Here is a 21196-nt window from a genome sequence, read left to right on the forward strand (position 1 = left end):
CGTATGAAAACATTTCAAAACCAGGTGGCCATTGTCACCGGCGCGGGCCAGGGCATTGGGCTGGAGATTTGCCGACAGCTTGCCGCCCAGGGTGCCAGTGTGGTGCTGAACGACATGGAGGCTTCGCTGGCCGAGGAGGCCGCCCGAAGCATTCAGAAAGCGCATGGCCGGTGCATCGCCTTTGCCGGCGATGCGTCCGACACGCTGTTCATTAAAGAGATGGTGGCCGAAGCCGTGAAACACTTCGGCAAGCTCGACATTGCTGTGGCCAATGCGGGCATTACGTTGTTTGGCGATTTTTTTGAATACAAGCCCGAAGACTTCAGCAAAGTGATGAGCGTGAACCTGGGCGGAAGTTTTTTTCTGGCCCAACTGGCTTCGCGGCAAATGAAAGAGCAGGGTTCGGGTGGACGTGTGCTGTTCATGTCGTCGGTCACTGGTCACCAGGCGCATAAAAACCTGGCGGCCTATGGCATGAGCAAAGCGGCTCTCGAAATGTTGGCAAAGACACTCGTGCTGGAGTTGTCGCCCTACCACATCACCGTGAATGCCATCGCCCCCGGCGCCACCGCCACCGAGCGCACGTTGAACGACCCCGACTATGAATCCACATGGTCGCGCATCACGCCCATCGGCAAACCCGCCACCACAAGCGACATTGCCCACGCGGCATTGTTTCTCATTTCGCCACAAGCTGGACATGTGACCGGCCAGACGCTGGTAGTGGATGGCGGTTGGACAAGTGTGAGTCCTTCGCCGTACTGATCCACGCCCCATTGGGCAAAAATTTCCCCAATTCTTTTTTGTGTAGCCCGAATTTCTTTAGAATTCAGCCAACGTAACGGGGCATGCCGATTGTATCCTGCGAGGGTACTTCAAACCTCACGCAACTATGGTAGCTCTACAACGCACGCTCTTAATTTTCCTGGGAGGATTATTATTGATCTTCGCCGCCTGGAGCGGCTTTCAAGTGCATCGGCTTTCCGCTCAACGCGCGGAAATAAAAAAAGACTATAGTGTGCTCAACAACATCACCTACGGCCTGCTGTCGGTGAATGCCTGGCGCGACCACATCGTGCGCGTTGTTACGCATCGCATAGACGACTTTCAATTCACACGGCCACAACGCAAAGCGGTGAAAGAAGAAATTTCTGTGGTGTTGCACGCGGTCATCAACAAGGCCGACAGTATGATTGACCGCAAGCAAAAGACGTTGGGTGGCAAGCTCAAGAAGTTTGCTGTGAAAACCCTGGTGAACGAAGACAAGCTGCACGCTAAAGTGCCCGAGTTTGCCGAAACCATTGTGAGTGAAATTGAAAAACCAAAAAACAAGGAAAAACTCAAAGTGCTCGCGCAAAGCAAGCTCGAAGAATTTGGCACCATCACCTACGACAGTGCCAACGATGTGACCCGGGCCGAAGACATCCTCACAAAATATGGTGCCAGCGATCTGGTGTCGTTCAATCAAAACAGCCAGCAGCAACTTGATCAACTACAGGAGAGAACCTATTTCTTTACGTACTCCATTTTGGCCATCATGGTTTTCTTCCTGGTCATGTGGTGGATATTGAAAAAACAGCAGGCCTTGCACACACCTTTCTTTGTGCTCTCTGTGATCCTTGCACTGATCGTGCTTTTTGTAGGCTTAACATCGCCCATGATTGAGATCGATGCCCGCATCAAGGAGATGAGTTTTCTGTTGATCGGCGAGCGCATTTCGTTTCACGACCAGGTCATCTTCTTCCAAAGCAAAAGCATTGTGGACGTGGTGCGTATCCTGATCGAAACCGGCAAATATGACTCAGCCTTAGTCGGCATTCTCATCCTGCTTTTCAGCATTGTTTTCCCCATCGCCAAACTAATCTCCACAAAGCTATACCTGCTGGGCTCCGAGCGTTGGAGAACCAACAAAGTGATTCAATACTTTGCTTTCAAGTCGGGAAAATGGAGCATGGCCGATGTGAATGTGGTAGCGATCTTCATGGCCTATATCGGTTTCAAAGGAATTCTGGATAGCCAACTGTCCAACCTGAATATGAAGACCGATTCGCTCGCCAGCATTTCCACCAACGAAACGTCGCTGCAACCGGGCTTCCTGTTGTTCGTGGCCTTTGTGCTGTTCGGCCTCATTCTCTCGGGTGTGCTTCAGCGCATCACCACGCTCGAAAAGAAAACAGATGCTGCTTTGCCCTTGCAAAAAAACATCAGTCATGCGATTGCATGATTCGTCATTTTTATTGGCGGCGCTAGCCACAAGTCCAAACGGTGTGTGCACCATTTTTGTGAACGACAAAGTCTGCGGCAACCCATAGGCCTTGAAGCCGAATGCAAAATTGCCTTGCAACAGTTTGAAGTATCCTTTCCATTCGGGAATTAAAAATCGTGTACTGGCCGGTGTGAGCTTAAACGTGTAGTGTGCGGGCAAATAGATGTCGGCGGGAATCCACGTCAGGCCATCGTCGGGAGAGTTGAACACTTGTCCGCCAAACTCCAGCAGCGTCACGTTGTGTCCACTGGCTGCAATGGAATAGGTCGCGGCCTCTTTGTAGATTACGTTCCAGGTGTCGCCACCATCAACCGAGGCAACGGCGCCGCGATGTGTTGCTGCATACAGGTGCCCTTCCGAAAATGAAAATGTATTGACCTGAACATCTTCCAGCAGAAGATTCCACGTTTTTCCACTGTCAACCGAGCGGTAGATCCCATCGTTGGTACCGGCGAACACAACACTACGTAAGGTATAAAAACAACGGACGACTAAATTTTTCAATCCGCGGTTGGAAGCATCCCAATGTTCGCCGTCGTCGGTCGAGGTGTAGATGCCTTCGCCGTTGGTGCCTGCATACAGCATGGTGTTAGAGCCGGTGATCAGTGCGTTGATTCGGGTTGTGCTAGTAAAACCGGTGCTGCGATGCCACAGCAGTGTTTTGTCTGAAAGGAAGATGCCGTGCCGCGATGTTCCGGCCACCACCATGTTGCCATAGGTTGTCAGCGCGTTCACGCTGGCCTCCGCAGGCATGCCGGTGTTGGCGGGCTGCCAGTTCACACCTTGGTCTGTGCTGAGATAAATTCCACCGTCGGCCGCATGGCCCGTAGTGATGAGGCTGTGCAAGAGTACCCAGCTGAAGAAGATAATTTTTTTCATATGTCTTTTTTTAGAAGGCTACTGTAAATGTGATTAGCAACCGTTGGCCACAAGCAAAATCTCAAGGCCTATGGCATCGGAGATTGCACCGTCGCCGATGTTGGAGAAAAACTTACCCGAGTCGTAGCGAACGTTCCAGCGCGTGCGGTCAAACTTCAACTTTGCCGAAACCTTCAGCTCGCCATTCACCTTCGTGGATGTGGCGCGGAAGGTGAGTGTGTTTTTCACGCCCTTCAACGTCAGGTTGCCGGTGATTTCATAGTTGGGCTCGCCGGCGTTTGCGGTCACAGGTGTGGCTTTGGTGATGGTGAACAGTGCCTTGGGAAACTTGGCCACATCAAAGAAGTCGCTGCTCTTCAAATGTTTTTCCAGGTCCCTCGCCGCGGAGTCGCCACGCATGTCGTGGTTTTCTATGCTGGTCATGTCGAGCACAAACGAACCGCCGGTGATCTGTTCGCCAGTCATCTCGATCTCGCCCTTCAGGAGTTTGATGGCGCCGCGATGTTCGTTGAAATTGAAGGTATAGGAGCCGGTCCATAACACCGTGCTGTTTTGAGGATCGACAATCAGTATGGAAAGTCCCTCATTTTTCTCGGTGAAACTGCTCATAAGCGGCCACAGGCAAAGGAGAAAAAAAAGATGGTGGTGAAGTTTTGTTTTCATGGGTATTTTGATTTTGTGTGCAGCAAACCTATCCGGGGGAAAATGCCCGTTCGTAAAACCCGTGTAAAAAGATGTTAATGATTTGTAAATTTTTAAAGAGCGATCGTTTTACGGGTTATTTTTACTGAGCATAATAAAAGGCATCATGAACAGACAAAACATTTTCAAAAGCGTGGTGGTGGCTGCCGTGGTGGCCATTGTGGGCTTGCTTGCCGTGCAGGTGTATTGGTTCAGGAGTGCCTATGATGTGCGCGAAAAACAATTTAACGACAAAGTGAACCTCGCACTGCGTGCCTTGACAAACGACTTGCTGAAAGCGGAAGGCGACACCACGTCGACGATCCGCCCAGTGGTGATGACGGCGTCGAATTCGTTTTATGTTGATCTGAACCACACACTTTCCTATGCGGCCCTGGATTCGAGTTTGCGAAAAACCTTTGTGCGACATGGTCTTGATGCCCCGTTCGAGCTTACGGTGTATGATAAGAATCGCACGGGCATTATTTTAGGAAATCTTTACCTGAATGGTGCGTACACGACCGACACGGCCACATGCAGATCGCGCATGGCCGAGGCTCGCATTCCCATGGATTTTATGATCACCTTTCCCGATAAACAAACCGACATCGTGGGCGGCATGATGTTCTGGATCGTTTCGGCTTGTGCTTTTGTGTTTATTCTTGCGCTGTTCGCATACCTGGTGGTCGATCTGCAAAAACAAAAAAAGCTTTCCGAGATCAAGACCGACTTCATGAACAACATCACGCACGAGCTTCAAACGCCCATCACCAACATCTCGCTGGCCAGTGAAGTGTTGCGCGCCGGCAGCGGACGACTTGACGAACAAAAAGCCGTGCACTACGCCAACATCATCTACCAGGAAAACCGCCGGTTAAAGTTTCAGGTGGAACAGGTGTTGCAGGCTTCACTGTTTGAGAAGGGCGAGATTGCTTTGACAAAGAAAGAAGTGAATGTGAACAGCCTCATGGAAGAAGTGATTCAGAATTTCCAGATGCGCATCCAAAACCGTCAGGGCCAGTTGCGTGGCAAACTGGATGCCTTGCAGCCGTTTGTGTTTGCCGACGAATTTCACCTCACCAACATTTTCTATAGCCTGCTGGACAACGCCGACAAATATTCGCCCGACAAACCCGACATCACGGTCACCACCATCAACAAACCCCATGGCATCCTCATCGCGATTGCCGACAAAGGCATTGGCATACGCCGTGAAGTGCAGCAATACATCTTTGATAAATTCTATCGGGCCTCGACGGGAAACGTGCACGATGTGAAGGGCTATGGTCTTGGCCTCACCTACGTGCAAAAAATTGTGGAGGCACACCGGGGACGCGTGTCGGTGACGAGCGAGCCGCAACATGGAAGCTGCTTCGAATTGTATTTTGAAAACTGTTAAGCCATGAGCCGCAGGATTCTTTTGGTGGAAGACGACGAGAACATGCGCTTCATGTTGCAAGACAACCTGGAGATGGCAGGCTACTCCGTGTGCGCCATCGAAGACGGGCAAACCGCCCTGAGCACATTCATGAAAGAATCGTTCGACCTTTGCGTGGTCGATGTGATGTTGCCCAAGAAAGATGGATTCACACTCGCCACCGACATCCGTCGGCTCAATGTGCAAATTCCCATTGTGTTCTTAACGGCCAAGAATCTGAAAGAAGACCGCATCCACGGATTCAAGATTGGTGCCGACGACTACATCACCAAACCTTTTAGCCTCGAAGAATTTTTGCTGCGCATCGAAGCCATCGTGAAGCGCGTCTACAACACGCCGACCAAGGCCGACGAACAGTTCTCGTATTCGCTGGCCACATTCACGTTCCACTTCAATCAGCAACAGATTTCAAACGACCATGCTGTGGTGGAACTCACGCGCAAGGAAGCCAAGTTGCTAAGGCTATTTTGCATGCATCAGAACAAAGTGATTGAAAGAGACATCATTCAGAAGGCCATTTGGGAAGATGAAGGCTACTTCGTGGGCAGAAGCATGGATGTGTTTATATCGAGACTTCGCAAAATTTTTAAAGACGAACCCGCCGTGAACATCCAGACCATTCATGGTGTGGGCTACAAACTGGAGGTGATCACTGCGCCTCAGCCCACTGAAAAGTGATAGCCAATACCTTTAATGGTGATGATCTTGATGGCAGGATCTTCTTTCAGATAGTCGCGCAACTTGGTGATGTAGACATCGAGGTTCCGTGAATTAAAAAACGAATCATCGCCCCAAAGTTTTAACAGAATGTCTTTGCGCAGTACTGTCGCGTTTTTGTTGTCGATCAACATCTGCAACAGCGTTGACTCGCGGTGGGAGAGTTGCCGGGCCTTGTCGTTCACGCGCAGTTCGTAGCGCAGCGGCAAAAACTCAAAGTGCCCGATGGCAATAGATTCCGGCGATGTGGAGGTGTGGGTTGGTTTTTGCGATTGCGTGAGATGCAGCAGGTTGTTGATTCGAACAATCAGTTCTTCCATGCTGAAGGGCTTTCGCAAATAATCGTTGCCGCCCGCTTCAAATCCTTTCAGCAAATCTTCGGTCTGCACTTTGGCCGTCACAAAAATGATGGGAATGCCAGGTGCCAGCACGCGAATTTCTTTGGCCAGGGTGTAGCCGTCTTTGGTGGGCAACATGATGTCGAGCACACACAGGTCGGGCTGCGTCATCTTGAAAGCCGCGTCCACATCGTTTCCGTCCGTCACCATCACCACCTCGAAGTCGCGACTCTCCAGGCTTTCCTTCACAATCCGTCCCAGAAACGGTTCGTCTTCAACATACAGGATTTTGGTTTTTGACATAGTGGAAAGAGGACTGCGATTGTCGTTCAAGATAACAAGGGAAGATCTGGGTTGCTTATTGTTTTGTGGGAAAGGTAATGATGAAGGTGCTGCCGGCACCCGGCGCACTGTCGAGCTCAAGTTTGCCCTGATGTTTTTTCACCACACCGGCCACATAGCTGAGGCCAAGGCCATAGCCCTTTGTGTTGTGAACGTTGCCCGTGGGCACACGGAAGAATTTTTCAAATACTTTTTTGTGATAGGCCGCATCAATGCCGGGTCCGTTGTCCTGCACAGAGAGCCGAAGCAACGAGCCCTCGCTTTTCAATACCACCGCGATGACGGGTTCGCCTGCGCTATACTTCAACGCGTTGTCAAGCAGATTATATAATAGATACGACACATTCACGGCCACCCCGGTCATCACAAAACGTTCACCCTCTTTGCGGTAATCCAGTTTTGCATTTCGTTTTTCAAGCACGGGCTTCATGGACGTGAGAATTTGTTCGAGCAAAACATCCAGTGCGAAAGGTTCGGCTGTCAATTCGCGGCCTTCGCTTTCCAGCATCGAGGTTTCCATGATTTTGTCGGTCATTTCACTGAGGCGTTTCAATTCGCCTTGCGCGATGTCGAGATATTCGGCCGTGAGTTGTGGATTGTCTTTGGCATTAAAACTTTTCAGTGCCTCCAACGCCACACTCACCGTGGCCACCGGCGTTTTCAATTCGTGGGTGATGTTGCTGATGAAGTCGTTCTTCAACGCGATCAGTTGGCGTTGGGCGCGCATGCTGCGATAGAGCACGAAGAACGAGCCCGCGGTGATGCACGTGAGGAAAAAGGAAAAAATAAGCTGCGGTGCAATTTCTCTTAACAACAATTTTGGAACTCCGGGGAATGCCGCCGCATAACGATCGAGTGGACTGATGTGAACATATTCCGAGAACAGCGTGTCGCGAAACAACCGTGGTCGTCCGCGATTGTCGTCGTCGTCATTTTTTCTCCGTTCTTCCAATGGGAACACGGGCTGTTTCACCACCACGTGTCTGATGGTGAACGACGCGGGTCGTTTGGCCCGCGCCAAAGCCATTGCATAATGTTGCGACAGGCTGTCGATGTTCAGCGTGTCCTGTCCATAGCGGATAAAGTAGTTGTAGCGTCCTGGTTTGCTGCGAATCTTGTGTGTCAGTGGCGGAAGCATCTCACCGATGGGGTGCGTGCTGTCGGCAGACGTAACAAAGATCTGTATGTCGGCGTCCTTGCCTAAAACTTTCACACGGCGGTGAATGGAGTCTTTTCCTGGCAGAGGCATGGTTCGGCGAAGGCGTGCGCCCATCAACAGCGACGTTGTGTCTGTAGAGGATGTTATGGGCTCAATGCGTTTTGCCAGCAGCGAATCGCGGAGTGTGAACACGGTGGTTCTGAACAGGTAGTTGGTTTCGCGTTTGAAATCAAAGAAGGCCTTTTCATAAGAGCTTTTCAGCCACAGCACCTGCAACACCACCAGCAACACAAGGCTGCAGATCATGAGGGCAAGCGAAAGCAGATCGGTCCGTTTCTTCATAGCTCAAAGGTAGCACTCTTTCGTGGTGGCCCCGAATGCCTTTAACCTTAATTAACATTCCATTCAGCTTCGTTAACCCGTTTCGGATTTCGGGCCACGTACTTTTACTGGCGAAGAAAGTCACATGAATTTTAACACAACTATGAAACGAATACTTCTACTGTTGGGCGTGCTGGCCATGCTCGCCGCGGTTCACATGGTGGTGGGCCAGGTTGGCGAAGGGGTCATTACCTACGAAGTGAAAACCAGCATGCATCGTCGCTTGCCACCCGACCGCCAGGAAATGAAAGATCAGCTTCCCGAATTCAACATCGTGAAAGACCAGCTCTTCTTCAATACCACCGAGTCGCTCTATGCGCCCGTGGAGGAAGATGACGAAGAAGAATTTGGCAACGACCGTGGCCCGGTGCGCATGCGTTTTGCCCGACCCAACGCCCGCATCTATACGCATCGCGGAACGGGACGTCGCGTGGTGTCGCAAGAGTTCATGGGCAAGCGCTATCGCATCGACGACACCGTGAAAATTTCGCCGTGGAAATTCGGAACAGAAACCAAAACCATTCAGGGCTATTCCTGCAAGCGCGCCAGCTTCTATAACGAAGAACGAAAACAAAACGTGGTGGCGTGGTATACCGGCCAGCTCCGGGCTTCCATGGGTCCGGAAAATTTTAACACACTACCCGGCACAATCCTTCAGGTAGACATCAACGACGGTGAACGCATCATCACAGCCGAAAAAATTGAAATGCGTGCGCTGAAGAAAAACGAATTGAAAGTGCCCACCGACGGCCAGAATATTACTCAGGCAGAATTCACGAAGATGATGGCCGCACAAATTGAACGCATGCGCGCCAATGGAGGCAACATGATGATCCGTAATTAATAGTCTTAACCTTTCCCTACATCGTTCTATTTGCCATCGCGTATGCTGAAGAAACTTTTACTGCTGTTGTTTGTATGTGCTGGTACCACGGCGGTGGCGCAAAAGCTAACCATTCAGGGTCAGCTGGTAGACAGCGCACACGTTGCGTTGCCCGCGGCCACGCTCATGGTGTTGAGTCCGAAAGATTCTTCCTTGGTGAACTTCGGCACCACACAAACGGATGGTTCGTTTCAAATCAAAAACCTGAATGCGGAACCCTACCTTTTCAAAGTTACATTTGTGGGCTATGCACCGCTCACAAAACGTATCGATCCTCAGCCGGGCCAGGCCGTAGTGGACCTGGGTGTGCTCAGCATGCAACCCAAATCAAGCTTGTTGGCCGAAGTGACGGTGGAAGCCGACCGCGCGCCCGTCACATTAAAGAAAGACACCATCGAGTTCAACGCCGAGTCGTTCAAGACCGTGAAGCAAAACGCTGTGGTGGAAGACCTGCTCAAAAAACTTCCCGGTGTTGAAGTGGATGCCGACGGCACCATTCGCGCCCAGGGCGAACAAGTGCAACGCGTGATGGTGGATGGCAAACCTTTTTTTGGCACCGACCCCAAACTGGCCACCCGAAACCTGCCCGCCGACGCCATCAAGAAAGTGCAGGTGTTCGACAAGAAGTCAGACCAGGCCGCCTTCTCGGGCATCGACGACGGGCAACGCGAAAAAACCATCAACCTTGAATTGAAAGAAGAAAAACGCAAAGGCTTTTTTGGCAACGCCACGGCCGGATTCGGCAGCAACAATCGTTATGCTGCGCGCGCCAGCCTGAACCGCTTCACCAAAGGCGAGCAGATTTCGTTTCTCGGCATGGCCAACAACGTGAACGACCAGGGTTTCTCCATCGACGATTACATGACCTTCACTGGGGGCAGCCAGCAGATGGCACGCGGCGGCGGACCCGTGCGCATCCAGGTGAACAGCAACAACCAAAGCGGCGTGCCGCTCAGCTTTGGCGGACGCAACACCGGCATCATGAGCAACTATGGCGGCGGTCTCAACTATAACAAAACATTCAACACCAAAACAGAACTCAACAGCAGCTACTTCTTCAATGCTCTCGATCACAACCTCGATCAGTATACCGACCGCATCAACTATTTCCCCACCGGCAACCTCACCTTCAATCAAACCAGTCGGCAACACAACACCAACCAGAACCACAGGCTCAACACGGTGCTCGATCACAAAATCGATTCGCTCAATTCCCTGCGCTGGACCACCTCGCTCGCCTACAACCAAACCGACACAAAAGAAAACAGCAGCAGCAAAAACCTGGATGCCGACGGCACCACCGCCAACGAAGGCGTGCGCCAAACGGCCTCGTTTGGCAACACCACCACACTCAACTCCACACTGTTGTGGCGCCATAAATTCGCAAAGAAGGGCAGAACCCTGTCGACCAACCTAACCCTGGGTGTGACCGACACCGACCGCGACGGCCAGCAGGATGCCACCACAACATTCTATGGCGAAAACACAGGCACAAATCACATCCTGCAAACCAACCGGCAAGACACACGCAACAATTCATACGGTGTCAACTTTTCCTACACCGAACCCCTTGGCCATCGTTTGTACCTGGAAGCAAACTATGCCTTCCGCAGCAACCTGAACGACGTGAACCGCCTTGTCTATGATCTCAACAACGGCGAAGCTACCCTCAACACGGCACTGAGCAATCAATACACCAGCGACTATCAATACCACCGCGGTGGACTGAACTTCAGAATGAACCGGTCGAAATATAATCTCACCGTAGGCTCGACATTGCAGCAGACCTATCTCGACGGTGACCTGAAGCTTACCAACACCAAAATCGAAAAGTCGTATCAGAACATACTGCCCGTGGCCCGCTTCAACTACGACTTCACTACCAGCAAACACCTGCGGCTTGACTATGAAGCATCGGTGCAGGAACCATCGCTGCAACAACTGCAACCCGTGGTCGATAACAGCGACCCGCTGAACATGAGCACGGGCAACCCAGATCTGAGCCCGGCCTATGCACACGACTGGCGTTTCAACTTCACCACCTTCAACCCGGCAAACTTCTCCAGCTTCTTTGTGTTTGTCGATGCCACGCTCACGCGCAACGCCATCACCACCTCGCAGACCATCACCGATCAGCAGGTGCGCATCTCGAAACCCGTCAACGTAGATCGTAACATGCGCGTCACCGGCAATGCCACCTACAGTTTTCCGTTCACAAAACTGAACAGCCGCTTCGGCCTCACCGCCACGGCCACCCGCCAGAACGGTGTCAACGTCTTGAATGACACCGAAAGCAACATCGCCCAAAACACGGTGGGCGGAACGTTTCGCTACAACTTCCGCTACAAAGAAATTTTTGACCTCGACCTCAGCGCCAACCTTAGCCGCCAGTCAACCGACTATGAGTTTAACACCCAGGCCGACCAGCTCTTCTTCAACAAGACCTATAGCGCCGAATCAAACCTCAGCTTTCTCAAACACTACTCGTTCAACACGTCGTTCGACTATCTGGTCTACCAAAGCATCACCACCGACTATGAGCAGTCCATCCCCTTGTTCAACCTGTCGGTGTCGCGCTTCATCCTGAAAAACAAAAGCGGCGAGTTGAAATTTGCCGTCAACAATTTGCTCGACAAAAACCTGGGTGTGTCGCAGCAGGCCGACGTCAACTACTTTCAGCGCCAAACCACCAATTCGCTGGGGCGCTACTTTCTGGTGAGTTTCACCTATGCCCTCAACAAACATCTCAATCCCATGGGCGCGCGGCCACGGGGCGGCATGATTCGCATTCAACGCTAGGAGCCGCCTTGCACCGAAAGCCTGACGTGTGTTTTTGAAAAACACTTGTCAGGTGTAGCCGTCGCTCCTATCTTTGTTCTATGCGTCTACGATTTCCTTTTCTTATCCTGTTCGCCTTCTTCAGCATGGCAGCGTCCACTCAGTATATTCCCCGATTCGACGTGCAAGGTCATCGCGGAGCCCGTGGCCTGCGTCCTGAAAATTCTATCCCCGCTTTCATCGCCGCCCTCGACACGGGCGTCACCACGCTGGAGATGGATGTGGTCATCACCAAAGACAAACAAGTGGTGGTGTCGCACGAACCGTGGATGTCGGCCGGCATTTGCTACGATTCCACCGGCAACGAGTTCTCCGATAAGGCTGAAAAAAAGTATAACATCTACCAGATGACCTACGACGAAGTGAAACGCTTCGACTGTGGCTCAAAAGGCAACGAGAAGTTTCCGCAGCAGCTCAAGATGAAAATCTCCAAACCCCTGCTCAGCGATGTGCTGGTGGCCGTGGAAACGCAAATCAAAAACTACGGGTCCTACGAAGTGGACTATAACATCGAGATCAAAAGCTCGCCCGAAGACGAAAAAAAATACCAACCCTCCATCGAGGAGTTCTCAGACCTTGTCTACACACTTGTTGACGAATACATACCCCTCGACCGCCTCGTCATTCAATCGTTCGACTTCCGCGTGTTGCAGTACTGGCATAAAAAATATCCCGCCATCCGGTTGGCCGCACTGGTCGAGAACACCAAATCGATCGATGCCAACCTCGCCGCGCTGGGTTTCAAACCGTCCATCTATAGTCCTTACTACAAGCTCATCAACAAAGAAAAAGTCCATCACCTGCACCAGGAAAAAATTCGCGTCATCCCCTGGACGGTCAACGAAGTGTCAGACATGCTCTCCCTCAAAGGCATGGGCGTCGACGGCATCATCACCGACTATCCCGACCGCGCACGCAAGTATAAGATGACGCTGAACATCGCACGGAAATAACGTCATCGTCCCACAAAAAAGGGCCACCCTTTTCAGGATGGCCCGGATATGTCAAAGACACGTGGCTGCGTTATTGGTAGGAAATAATCGGCGCATTAAAATCCTTTTCGTCGATCATCAGCTCCTGTTGTTTTTTCAGCTGTGTAATGTCCGTGGCCAGTTTCAGAATGCGCACCGGTTTCCCTTGCTGATCGCGAATGATGGAATAACTTCCTTTGATAAAAACCCTGGCCCCCGACTTGGTCACGCGGCTATACTCACCCGGACGCGGCACACCACGACGAAGATCTTCCCAGAACTCAGCATAGTCCGCCGACGAAGCGGTTTTCGGATCCACAAAAATACGGTGGTGTTTGCCGGTGATTTCATTCAGCGAATAACCCATCAGTCCCAAAAAGTGACGATTGGCTTGCAGAATGGTACCGTCCAGATCGAACTCGATCGACGAGATGCCGCTTTCTTCAATGGCGTTGATACGGTTTTCGGTTTCGGTGGCCTTGCGGCTCATTTCTTCCTGTGTGGCCGAAAGCTCTTCCATATTCTGACGCATCTCTTCTTCCTGCGCACGCAACTCTTCGGCCTTCTGCTGCGACTCGGTTAACAACCGCTTGATGCGATCCGTGGTGCGCGACGAGATAATGGCCGACGCAATGTTCTCAGCAGCCTTGTGAATGAATTGTTTTTCGTGGGGCAACAAGGGCCTGAACGACGCCAGCTCAATCACACCCACCACGGCATCCTGTGTTTTCACAGGCACCAGCAGAATACAACCTGGCGTGGCTTCGCCCAACCCGGAGGTGATGCGCGTATAGTTTTCGGGCACCTTGGTCAGGTAGATCTCATCACGTTCCAGATAACACTGGCCAACCAAACCCTCGCCAAGACCTACACGCATCTGCAAATGTTTTTTTCGGTCATAAGCATAACATGCTGACAGGGTCAGATAGGCTTCGCCGTTTTCGTCTTCCTCTTGCAGGAAGAGCGCGCCCTGGTTAAGCTGTGTGTACTTCACCAGACCACTGATGAACTCGTGCGACAGCTTCTCAAAATCATTACCGTGATGACGGATAATGTCACTCACCTTTGTGATGCCCACCGTAATAAATTTGTCTTCCTGCTCGCGTGCATTGGCTATGCGCAGGTTTTCCTGCATCAGGATGAGCGATTTGCCCAGCGCATCGGTGTTGTCGAGCGCGCCATACTCCACGTTCAGGTTGCCTTTGCTCATGCTGTCGGCAAACGCGATGTTGCTCTTCACATTGGCGAGCTGTTTAGCCAGGATAATATTTTTGAAAGCATCGCGTCGCGTGGTGCGTTCCAGGTCATAGGCCCAGTAGCCGCAGATCGACATAATCACAGCCGCCAGCAGCGCGTGAAAGAGAAACGCCTGCAGGTCCATATAGTCAAGCTGGGTGAAATAAATTTCTTTCATGCCGTTGTATTGCAGCCAGGCAAACAACGTGTGATGCACCACGGTGAGGAGCAGCAACGGAATCACCAAACGCCAGTTGCGAAACGTGATGAGCAATGCTGAGCCCACAAAAAAGAAGAAGTGCATCTCGAACATGCCATGCATCTGATAGATGAACTGCGCCGAAAAAACGGCCAGCACAGCGCTCATCACATACTGATACAAACTAGTTTCGGGCAGCAACGACCGCGTCACAAAATACACGGCCACGCACAAACCGCCAATGCCGAGCGCAAGTACAAGTGTTCCATAGAACGTAGACAGAAAAAGACCAAAACCAAAGTAAGCAAGGATCGCAAAACTCATGATGCGGTCCGATTTTTCATTAACCTCCCGGAAGGCTTCCTTCTCTTCGGCCCGGGTCAAAACAATTTCATTTGCCATAGGTGTGTGTGCGGGTTATCGCGTTTTATTTTTCTTTATTCGTAAACATTAGAAAAAAATGGGATCAGCGTCGGCCGCATTCAACTCGCAGCCATACGATTGAGTCGCCGCCAAACCAAACATCGGCGGTGGTGCATGCTGCAAAAGCGCTAGCAACGACAGCTCTGCAAAATTGGTAGCGCGCGATGTGCAGTAGCGCGCACGATTATAGTTGCCCCGATAAAAAAGTGTGCCCTCACCACTCACAATAGCTGCTTGCGGCGTGGAATACACCCCGCATGCTTTTGCCACCGCGCCATCATGATCTGTCACAAACGTGAGTGAAGCACCCAACGCTTTTCGCGCATCGTCAATCATCGAAGCATTTGCCACCACAATCACAAAGTGAACGCTGTCGCCATGGTCTTGCATCAGCGATTGAATGTGACGCGCATTGAAACGCGAACACGGGCAATCGGGATTATAGAAGTGAATGAAATAGGCATGACCTTTTTGAAACGACATCGGCAACGTCACAGCATCGCCGGGTTGCACGGCGGCATAGGCCGCCGGCACAGGTGTGGGCAGCGTGTATTTCAATTCCTGTTGCCAGAAAATCAAAACAATCACAACAGCAAAGACCGTCAGCACCAGTGCTGCAAGCCATCGTTTCGCTACGTCGGACAAAGATGTCATAGGGTTTTTAGAGACGGTTACAGATATCCAAAAACCTAACCAGTGCCAGGCAGAGCCCCTGCAATCGCGAAGGAGGGGTTCCAGCGTCTACGTTTGGGAGGGAATTTTTTAGATTGGGATGGACGAACAGTTCTGGCATTTACCGTAGGATAAAGAGTTCAGGTATCTACGATGTCACACGCCGCAAGAGATCTCGCAGCACAGCAAATCGTTGTTAAAAAAAAATCAAAAACAGCCATTTACGCGAACAACAACGTTTGCAAACACAACTTCCCCGCCCGGACAAACTCATCCCGAGCGATTAACCAAAAAAATTAATACAGCAGATAACATAGAAGGCAACGTGGGGCTACACATTACCAAGCCCTTTAACAGGGTTAAGTCGAAATGGTTTTAGATTTTTTTAAGCGCGCAAAAAATTATTTACCGATACAGTCTATGATTTTGGGCGGCCTCCCCGTTCCGCCCGGCTGGGCGGAACGGGGCCGGGCTGTCCGCTGCAAGTCCTCGCCCCACTGCCCAACCAACCCTGCTGTGGGCTTTCCGCTACCATCCCTGGCCGGGAGAAAACGTCAACCACAGTCGTTTTTTTAGAAACATGACTTTCATTCAACAAATGAGTGAACCTTCACAAAACATAACACGACCATTCGAAGCCTTATCCCCACAACTTCAGGCTTGTCGCCATCCCAACTTCGCAACTCCTCAAATTCTTCTTATCATTGCATCCAAAATCCAAATCCCTCATGAAAAAATATGATGTGTATGGCATCGGAAACGCCATCGTCGATATCGTCACCGAAGTAGAATTCGACTTCTTCGAAAAGAACAACATCGAAAAGGGCGTGATGACCCTCGTCGACGAAAAACGTCAGATCGAGTTGATGAAAGCCATCGACATGAACAAAAGCAAACTGTCGGGCGGCGGCTCGGCCGGCAACACCCTCGCAGCCATCAACCAGTTTGGCGGCCGCAGCTTCTATTCGTGCATGGTGGCCAAAGACGACCTCGGCAAATTTTTCCTCGAAGACGCCGCACGCAACGGCATGGGCACAAGCCTCACCTTCGAAAACTGCCCCGTCGACTTTACCGGTCGTTGTCTCGTCATGACATCGCCCGATGCAAGCCGCACCATGAACACCTTCCTGGGTGTCAACTCCATCTTCGGCCCCCAACACCTCGACGAAGGCGCACTCAAAGATTCTTCCTATCTATATATGGAGGGCTACCTCGTGGCAAGCCCCAACGGCTTCGAAGCCATGCTGGCTGCAAAAAAAATTGCCGAAAAAAATAAAGTCGACGTAGCACTCACCTTCTCCGATCCAAGCATGGTCAAATATTTCTCCGCCCAAATGGAGCAAATCGTAGGCGCCAGCGTAGACCTCCTGTTCTGCAACGACGAAGAAGCCATGATCTTCACCGGCACAAACTCTGTGAACGAAGCCCGCGAAAAACTGCGCGGCGTCGCCAAGCGTTTTGCCATCACCCTCGGCGCCAACGGCGCCCTCATCTTCGACGGCGACACCTATATTAATATAGAGCCCTACAAAGTGAAAGCCATCGACACCAACGGCGCCGGCGACATGTTTTCGGGAGCCTTCATGTATGCCATCACCCACGGCCACAGCTATGCCGACGCCGGCAAACTGGCGTCGCTCGCCTCGTCGCGTGTGGTGTCGCAGTTCGGCCCCCGGCTCCATACCGAGCAAGCCAAACAGGTTTTGGCCGACCTCACAGCATAATTCGGCCAAAGGAGCAAATCCTTCGTAAGTCACTGATTTTCAATTCATAACTTGACAAGGGCTGCAGAAACTAGGGGAATCCTCAGCGATTACCTTGCAAAACCAGAAAATCCTGGTCATCTTTGCAGCCCTTTATTTTTTAAGGGTTAACACATAACGCGATGAAACGTACATTTCAACCTTCCCGCACAAAAAGAAAAAACAAACACGGTTTCCGTGAGAGAATGTCCACGGCCAATGGTCGTCGGGTGTTGGCAAACCGCAGAAAGAACGGCCGCAAGAAGCTGACCGTTTCCAGCGAGAAGACTGTTAAGCATAAATAATTGCTTTTGAGCCTTCGTGTCCCCACAGGAGATTGATTAATTTCAACTCATGGGGAGATTTACATTCCGAAAGGAAGAACGACTTTCAAAAGAAAAGCACATACAGGAACTCTTCGACAAGGGTTCCTCTTTTTATTTGTTCCCCTTCAAGGTGTTCTTCATGCCCCATCCCGATCCGGCGGCACCCGTTCACCAAATTCTGATCTCGGTCTCCAAACGCAATTTCAAACGGGCCGTCGATCGCAACCTCATCAAGCGCCGCATGCGCGAAGCCTACCGCTTGAATAAGGAACGCTTTCCGGCACAGAACAAATTGGTCATTGCGTATATTTATAGTGTGAAAGACATTTTGCCCTCGGTGCAAATTCACGAGAGACTAGTGAAAACCATTAAACGGTTCGAGTATGTGGAGAAGAATTAAATGGCCCTTCGTGTTGGTGGCATCCGTTGCCCTTCTGGTAGCCTTCCGCAAACCGGCAGAAAAATATTTCGACATCGCCAAAAGCCTCGACATTTTCGCCACACTTTTCAAAGAAGTGAACGCCTACTATGTCGACGAGGTGGAACCCCAAAAACTTATCCGCAAAGGCATCGACGGCATGCTCGCCTCACTCGATCCCTACACCGACTACATTCCCGAAGACGACCTGGAGTCGTTCCGCATCACCACCACCGGGCAATACGGCGGCATCGGTGCGCTCATTGGCGTCATCAATAAAAGAACCATCGTCACACATCCCTACAGAAGCTTTCCCGCCTTCAGATCAGGCATCCATGTGGGCGACGAACTCGTTGCCATCGATGGCAAAAACCTGCAAGGCAAATCCACCTCCGAAGTCAGCGCCCTGCTCAAAGGCCAACCCAAAACCGACCTCGAACTCAAAGTGAAACGTTATGGGCAACGCGACATCATCACCTTCAAAATCACCCGCGAAAAAATAACACTGGCCAACATCGGCTACTACGGCCTGGTGGAAGCCAACACCGGCTACATCAAACTCGACGATTTCACGCCCGGCGCCTCGCGCGAAGTAGCCGACGCGTTGCACGCCCTGAAACAACAAGGCGCCACCCGTCTCATCCTCGACCTTCGCGACAACCCCGGCGGTCTGTTGCACGAAGCCGTGAACATCGTGAGCCTCTTCGTCGCCAAAGGCCAGGAAGTGGTGTCCACAAAAGGAAAAGTCGAAGACTGGAACAAGCAATACAAAACGCTCAACAATCCCATCGACACCGAAATCCCCATGGCCATCCTGGTGAACGACGGCAGTGCATCGGCCTCCGAAATTGTGGCGGGCTCGCTGCAGGACTACGACCGCGCCGTGCTCATCGGCCGGAAAACATTTGGCAAAGGCCTCGTGCAAACCACACGACCACTTGCCTACAACGCACAACTGAAAGTCACCACAGCCAAATACTACATTCCCAGCGGCCGCTGCATTCAGGCACTCGACTACACACATAGAAAAGAGGACGGCACGGTCAACAAAATGGCCGACTCCCTCAAATCAGAATTCAGAACCAAACACGGCCGCAAAGTCTACGACGGCGGAGGCCTCGATCCCGACATCGTTATGCAGGAAGAATTCCTTAGCGTTGTGGCCGCCTCCATGGTCAGCGACGGATTGATCTTCGACTATGCCACACGCTACTGCGGCGAAAATCCCACACCGCCCGCGCTCAACACATTCCACATCACCGACAAAGACTACGAAAAGTTTTTAGACTTTCTCAAAGCACAAAAGTTTTCATACGCCACCATGCTGGAAAAAAATACCAACCAGCTCATTGAAGTGGCCAAGGAAGAACGCTACTATAACGACATGGAGACGCAACTCTCCGGGTTGAAAAATAAAGTGGAAGCACTCAAGTCCACCGACTTCACGCGATTCAAAACCGAAATCGTGGGGTTGCTGGAAGAACAGATCGCGTTTCACTATAATCTCAACGAAGGCCAGGCCGCCGTGTCCACCAGCCGCGACCAAACCATTCTCGAAGCCCGGAAAATTCTGAACGACACCGGCGCCTACAACAAAACATTGTCCACGTCCGATGCCCTTGCTCCTAAGCCTTGAAACATCCACCACGGTTTGTTCCGTGGCACTGCACGAAAACAACACGTTGCTGTCCATGGCCGAAGTGCATCGCGAACACTCTCATGCATCAAAGCTCGCCCCCCTCATCGACCAGGTGGTGCGCACAGCCGATGTCACCCTGAAAGATATTAGTGCCGTCGCCGTGGCATCGGGCCCCGGTTCATACACCGGCCTGCGCATCGGCACCTCCACAGCCAAAGGATTGTGCTATGCACTTTCCATTCCGCTGGTAGCCGTGGGCACGCTCGAGATCATGGCCGCGCAGGTCAACGCCACCAACGTGTCAAAGGCACGCCTTTGCCCCATGATCGACGCACGCCGCATGGAAGTCTATTGCCAGATCTTTGATGCCGGCAACACCGCGCTGCAGGCCGTGGAAGCCAAGGTCATCGATGAACATAGTTTTGAAAAAGAACTGGAAGAAGGCCCGATCATTTTTTTTGGAAACGGCGCAGACAAATGCCGGCCCGTCATCACCCATCCCAACGCAATTTTTATTTCAGGCATCACACCCTCGGCAGCTAACCTGGGGGCGCTGGCATGGACAAAATTTCAACAACAACGCATCGAAGACCTGGTGCACTTCGAACCTTTCTATCTGAAGGAGTTCATGATCAAGAAACCGGCCAGCCTAAATCAGCCCTAGCCGAACAAAATCGCACAACATTTATGTTCTAGAAACATCATGGAAGACGCACAAGATCAAATCATCAATAAAGTAGCCAGCAGCGCCCTCGTTACCTTCGATCTGGAACACTATTATGAACCGGGCGAACGGGTGTTGCTCGACATAAAAGACCAACTATACCAGGAGCTCATCCTGAAAGAAAAAGATTTTCGCGAATTCATCCGCCAGCACAATTGGTCGAATTATCAAAATAAATTCGTCGCCATCACCTGCACCGCCGACGCCATCGTGCCCACATGGGCCTTCATGTTGGTGGCCATTGCGCTCGAGCCCCATGCAAAACAGGTAGTTTTTGGAAACCTGGAAGCGCTGGAAACAGAAATTTTCAAAAAAAATCTGCGCGAAATCGACTGGTCGCGCTTCGAAAATGCAAAAGTTGTGGTGAAAGGATGCAGTAAAGTTGACGTTCCGGTGGCCATTTATGTGGAGGCAACAAATAATTTAAAAAAGTTTTCGGCCAGTATTATGTTCGGAGAGCCTTGCAGCACGGTTCCGTTGTATAAAAAGCCAAAAAATTAAGCAAATCATAATGTTCTCTTAATCAGGGTCATTCGCGTTTAAACATCCCTGCAAACCACGATGTGGATAACTAATTTTTGAATTTTTTTTGCAGGTTATCAATCGCTAGCTACATTTGGGACCCTTTTGCTAGCAGGGCAGGGGAAATGGAGAAAAGAAAAAAAGTTTTAAAAAAACTTGCAAAGTGAAACCGGAACAAGTACCTTTGCACTCCCAAATTGAAAATAAGGGCTGAAAATCGGAAGGGTTTTCAGAATGGGTTGAGAAACTCACACGTTATTCGCCCACTGGCGGATTGACCACGTTCTTTGAATGGATGATAATTGATAGCGGACCCATGGAACATTATAGCCGCGAGGTTGGGATGTTTCGTGATTGATTTCTTGAATAAGAAAAAGGATAAACGAGAGTCCAGGTTTCAAA

At 51.1% G+C, this 21196-nt stretch carries 18 protein-coding genes and 1 pseudogene; 13 read left to right on the forward strand and 6 right to left on the reverse strand.

Features of this window, described 5'->3' with window-relative positions:
* Positions 1-3 precede the first annotated feature (3 nt).
* Positions 4-765: an SDR family NAD(P)-dependent oxidoreductase gene (locus tag JI741_RS12675; protein ID WP_202009871.1), complete on the forward strand. Its 762-nt coding sequence runs from the start codon at positions 4-6 to the stop codon at positions 763-765.
* Between the two features lie 127 nt (positions 766-892).
* The gene (locus JI741_RS12680) at positions 893-2224 is read left to right on the forward strand and encodes a paraquat-inducible protein A (RefSeq protein WP_202009873.1); all 1332 of its coding nucleotides are present in this window, start codon (positions 893-895) and stop codon (positions 2222-2224) included.
* 333 nt (positions 2225-2557) lie between these two features.
* Here JI741_RS12680 and JI741_RS33260 read toward each other — a convergent pair.
* Both JI741_RS33260 and JI741_RS12685 read right to left on the reverse strand, forming a co-directional pair.
* Positions 2558-3145, reverse strand: a pseudogene (locus tag JI741_RS33260) (WD40/YVTN/BNR-like repeat-containing protein); the annotation flags it as partial.
* 33 nt (positions 3146-3178) lie between these two features.
* Positions 3179-3808, reverse strand: a complete 630-nt coding sequence (locus JI741_RS12685) for a YceI family protein (protein WP_202009875.1) — start codon at positions 3806-3808, stop codon at positions 3179-3181.
* A gap of 145 nt (positions 3809-3953) precedes the next feature.
* On the opposite strand from JI741_RS12685, the gene JI741_RS12690 reads away from it, so the two are divergent.
* The gene (locus JI741_RS12690) at positions 3954-5225 is read left to right on the forward strand and encodes a sensor histidine kinase (RefSeq protein ID WP_202009877.1); all 1272 of its coding nucleotides are present in this window, start codon (positions 3954-3956) and stop codon (positions 5223-5225) included.
* Between the two features lie 3 nt (positions 5226-5228).
* Positions 5229-5942, forward strand: coding sequence for a response regulator transcription factor (locus JI741_RS12695; RefSeq protein ID WP_202009879.1), 714 nt, complete (start codon positions 5229-5231; stop codon positions 5940-5942).
* On the opposite strand, the gene JI741_RS12700 is transcribed toward JI741_RS12695, so the two are convergent.
* Together JI741_RS12700 and JI741_RS12705 are read right to left on the reverse strand one after the other, a co-directional pair.
* The gene (locus tag JI741_RS12700) at positions 5924-6622 is read right to left on the reverse strand and encodes a response regulator transcription factor (RefSeq protein ID WP_202009881.1); all 699 of its coding nucleotides are present in this window, start codon (positions 6620-6622) and stop codon (positions 5924-5926) included. The genes JI741_RS12695 and JI741_RS12700 overlap by 19 nt on opposite strands.
* Before the next feature lie 55 nt (positions 6623-6677).
* Positions 6678-8162, reverse strand: coding sequence for a sensor histidine kinase (locus JI741_RS12705; protein ID WP_202009883.1), 1485 nt, complete (start codon positions 8160-8162; stop codon positions 6678-6680).
* Positions 8163-8304: 142 nt separating this feature from the next.
* On the opposite strand from JI741_RS12705, the gene JI741_RS12710 reads away from it, so the two are divergent.
* From JI741_RS12710 to JI741_RS12720, 3 genes are all read left to right on the forward strand, one after another.
* Positions 8305-9045 (forward strand): GLPGLI family protein, encoded by a 741-nt coding sequence (locus tag JI741_RS12710; protein WP_202009886.1) that lies wholly within the window; start codon positions 8305-8307, stop codon positions 9043-9045.
* Positions 9046-9087: 42 nt separating this feature from the next.
* Positions 9088-11883, forward strand: coding sequence for an outer membrane beta-barrel protein (locus JI741_RS12715; RefSeq protein WP_202009888.1), 2796 nt, complete (start codon positions 9088-9090; stop codon positions 11881-11883).
* 80 nt (positions 11884-11963) lie between these two features.
* Positions 11964-12875: a glycerophosphodiester phosphodiesterase gene (locus tag JI741_RS12720; RefSeq protein WP_202009889.1), complete on the forward strand. Its 912-nt coding sequence runs from the start codon at positions 11964-11966 to the stop codon at positions 12873-12875.
* A 70-nt stretch (positions 12876-12945) separates the two neighbouring features.
* Here JI741_RS12720 and JI741_RS12725 read toward each other — a convergent pair whose 3' ends face one another.
* Together JI741_RS12725 and JI741_RS12730 are read right to left on the reverse strand one after the other, a co-directional pair.
* Complete coding sequence (locus tag JI741_RS12725) at positions 12946-14730, reverse strand: PAS domain S-box protein (protein ID WP_202009892.1); 1785 nt, start codon at positions 14728-14730, stop codon at positions 12946-12948.
* 48 nt (positions 14731-14778) lie between these two features.
* Complete coding sequence (locus tag JI741_RS12730) at positions 14779-15405, reverse strand: TlpA family protein disulfide reductase (RefSeq protein ID WP_202009894.1); 627 nt, start codon at positions 15403-15405, stop codon at positions 14779-14781.
* Positions 15406-16151: 746 nt separating this feature from the next.
* Here JI741_RS12730 and JI741_RS12735 point away from each other — a divergent pair.
* The 6 genes from JI741_RS12735 to JI741_RS12760 all read left to right on the forward strand — a co-directional run bounded on the left by JI741_RS12735 (position 16152) and on the right by JI741_RS12760 (position 20773).
* A complete protein-coding gene (locus tag JI741_RS12735) occupies positions 16152-17147 on the forward strand; it encodes an adenosine kinase (RefSeq protein ID WP_202009896.1) in 996 nt (331 codons plus the stop codon).
* Positions 17148-17308: 161 nt separating this feature from the next.
* On the forward strand, positions 17309-17470 hold the full coding sequence (rpmH, locus tag JI741_RS12740; protein ID WP_202009898.1) for a 50S ribosomal protein L34: 162 nt from the start codon (positions 17309-17311) through the stop codon (positions 17468-17470).
* 49 nt (positions 17471-17519) lie between these two features.
* On the forward strand, positions 17520-17891 hold the full coding sequence (gene rnpA, locus JI741_RS12745) for a ribonuclease P protein component (RefSeq protein ID WP_202009900.1): 372 nt from the start codon (positions 17520-17522) through the stop codon (positions 17889-17891).
* Complete coding sequence (locus JI741_RS12750) at positions 17875-19545, forward strand: S41 family peptidase (protein WP_202009903.1); 1671 nt, start codon at positions 17875-17877, stop codon at positions 19543-19545. The genes rnpA and JI741_RS12750 overlap by 17 nt, the downstream gene beginning before the upstream one ends.
* Positions 19523-20212 (forward strand): tRNA (adenosine(37)-N6)-threonylcarbamoyltransferase complex dimerization subunit type 1 TsaB, encoded by a 690-nt coding sequence (gene tsaB, locus JI741_RS12755; protein WP_202009905.1) that lies wholly within the window; start codon positions 19523-19525, stop codon positions 20210-20212. The genes JI741_RS12750 and tsaB overlap by 23 nt, the downstream gene beginning before the upstream one ends.
* Positions 20213-20251: 39 nt before the next feature.
* On the forward strand, positions 20252-20773 hold the full coding sequence (locus JI741_RS12760; protein WP_202009907.1) for a DUF2480 family protein: 522 nt from the start codon (positions 20252-20254) through the stop codon (positions 20771-20773).
* The last annotated feature ends 423 nt before the right edge of the window (positions 20774-21196 follow it).

The organism is Chryseolinea lacunae, assembly GCF_016735595.1.
Classification (GTDB): domain Bacteria; phylum Bacteroidota; class Bacteroidia; order Cytophagales; family Cyclobacteriaceae; genus Chryseolinea; species Chryseolinea lacunae.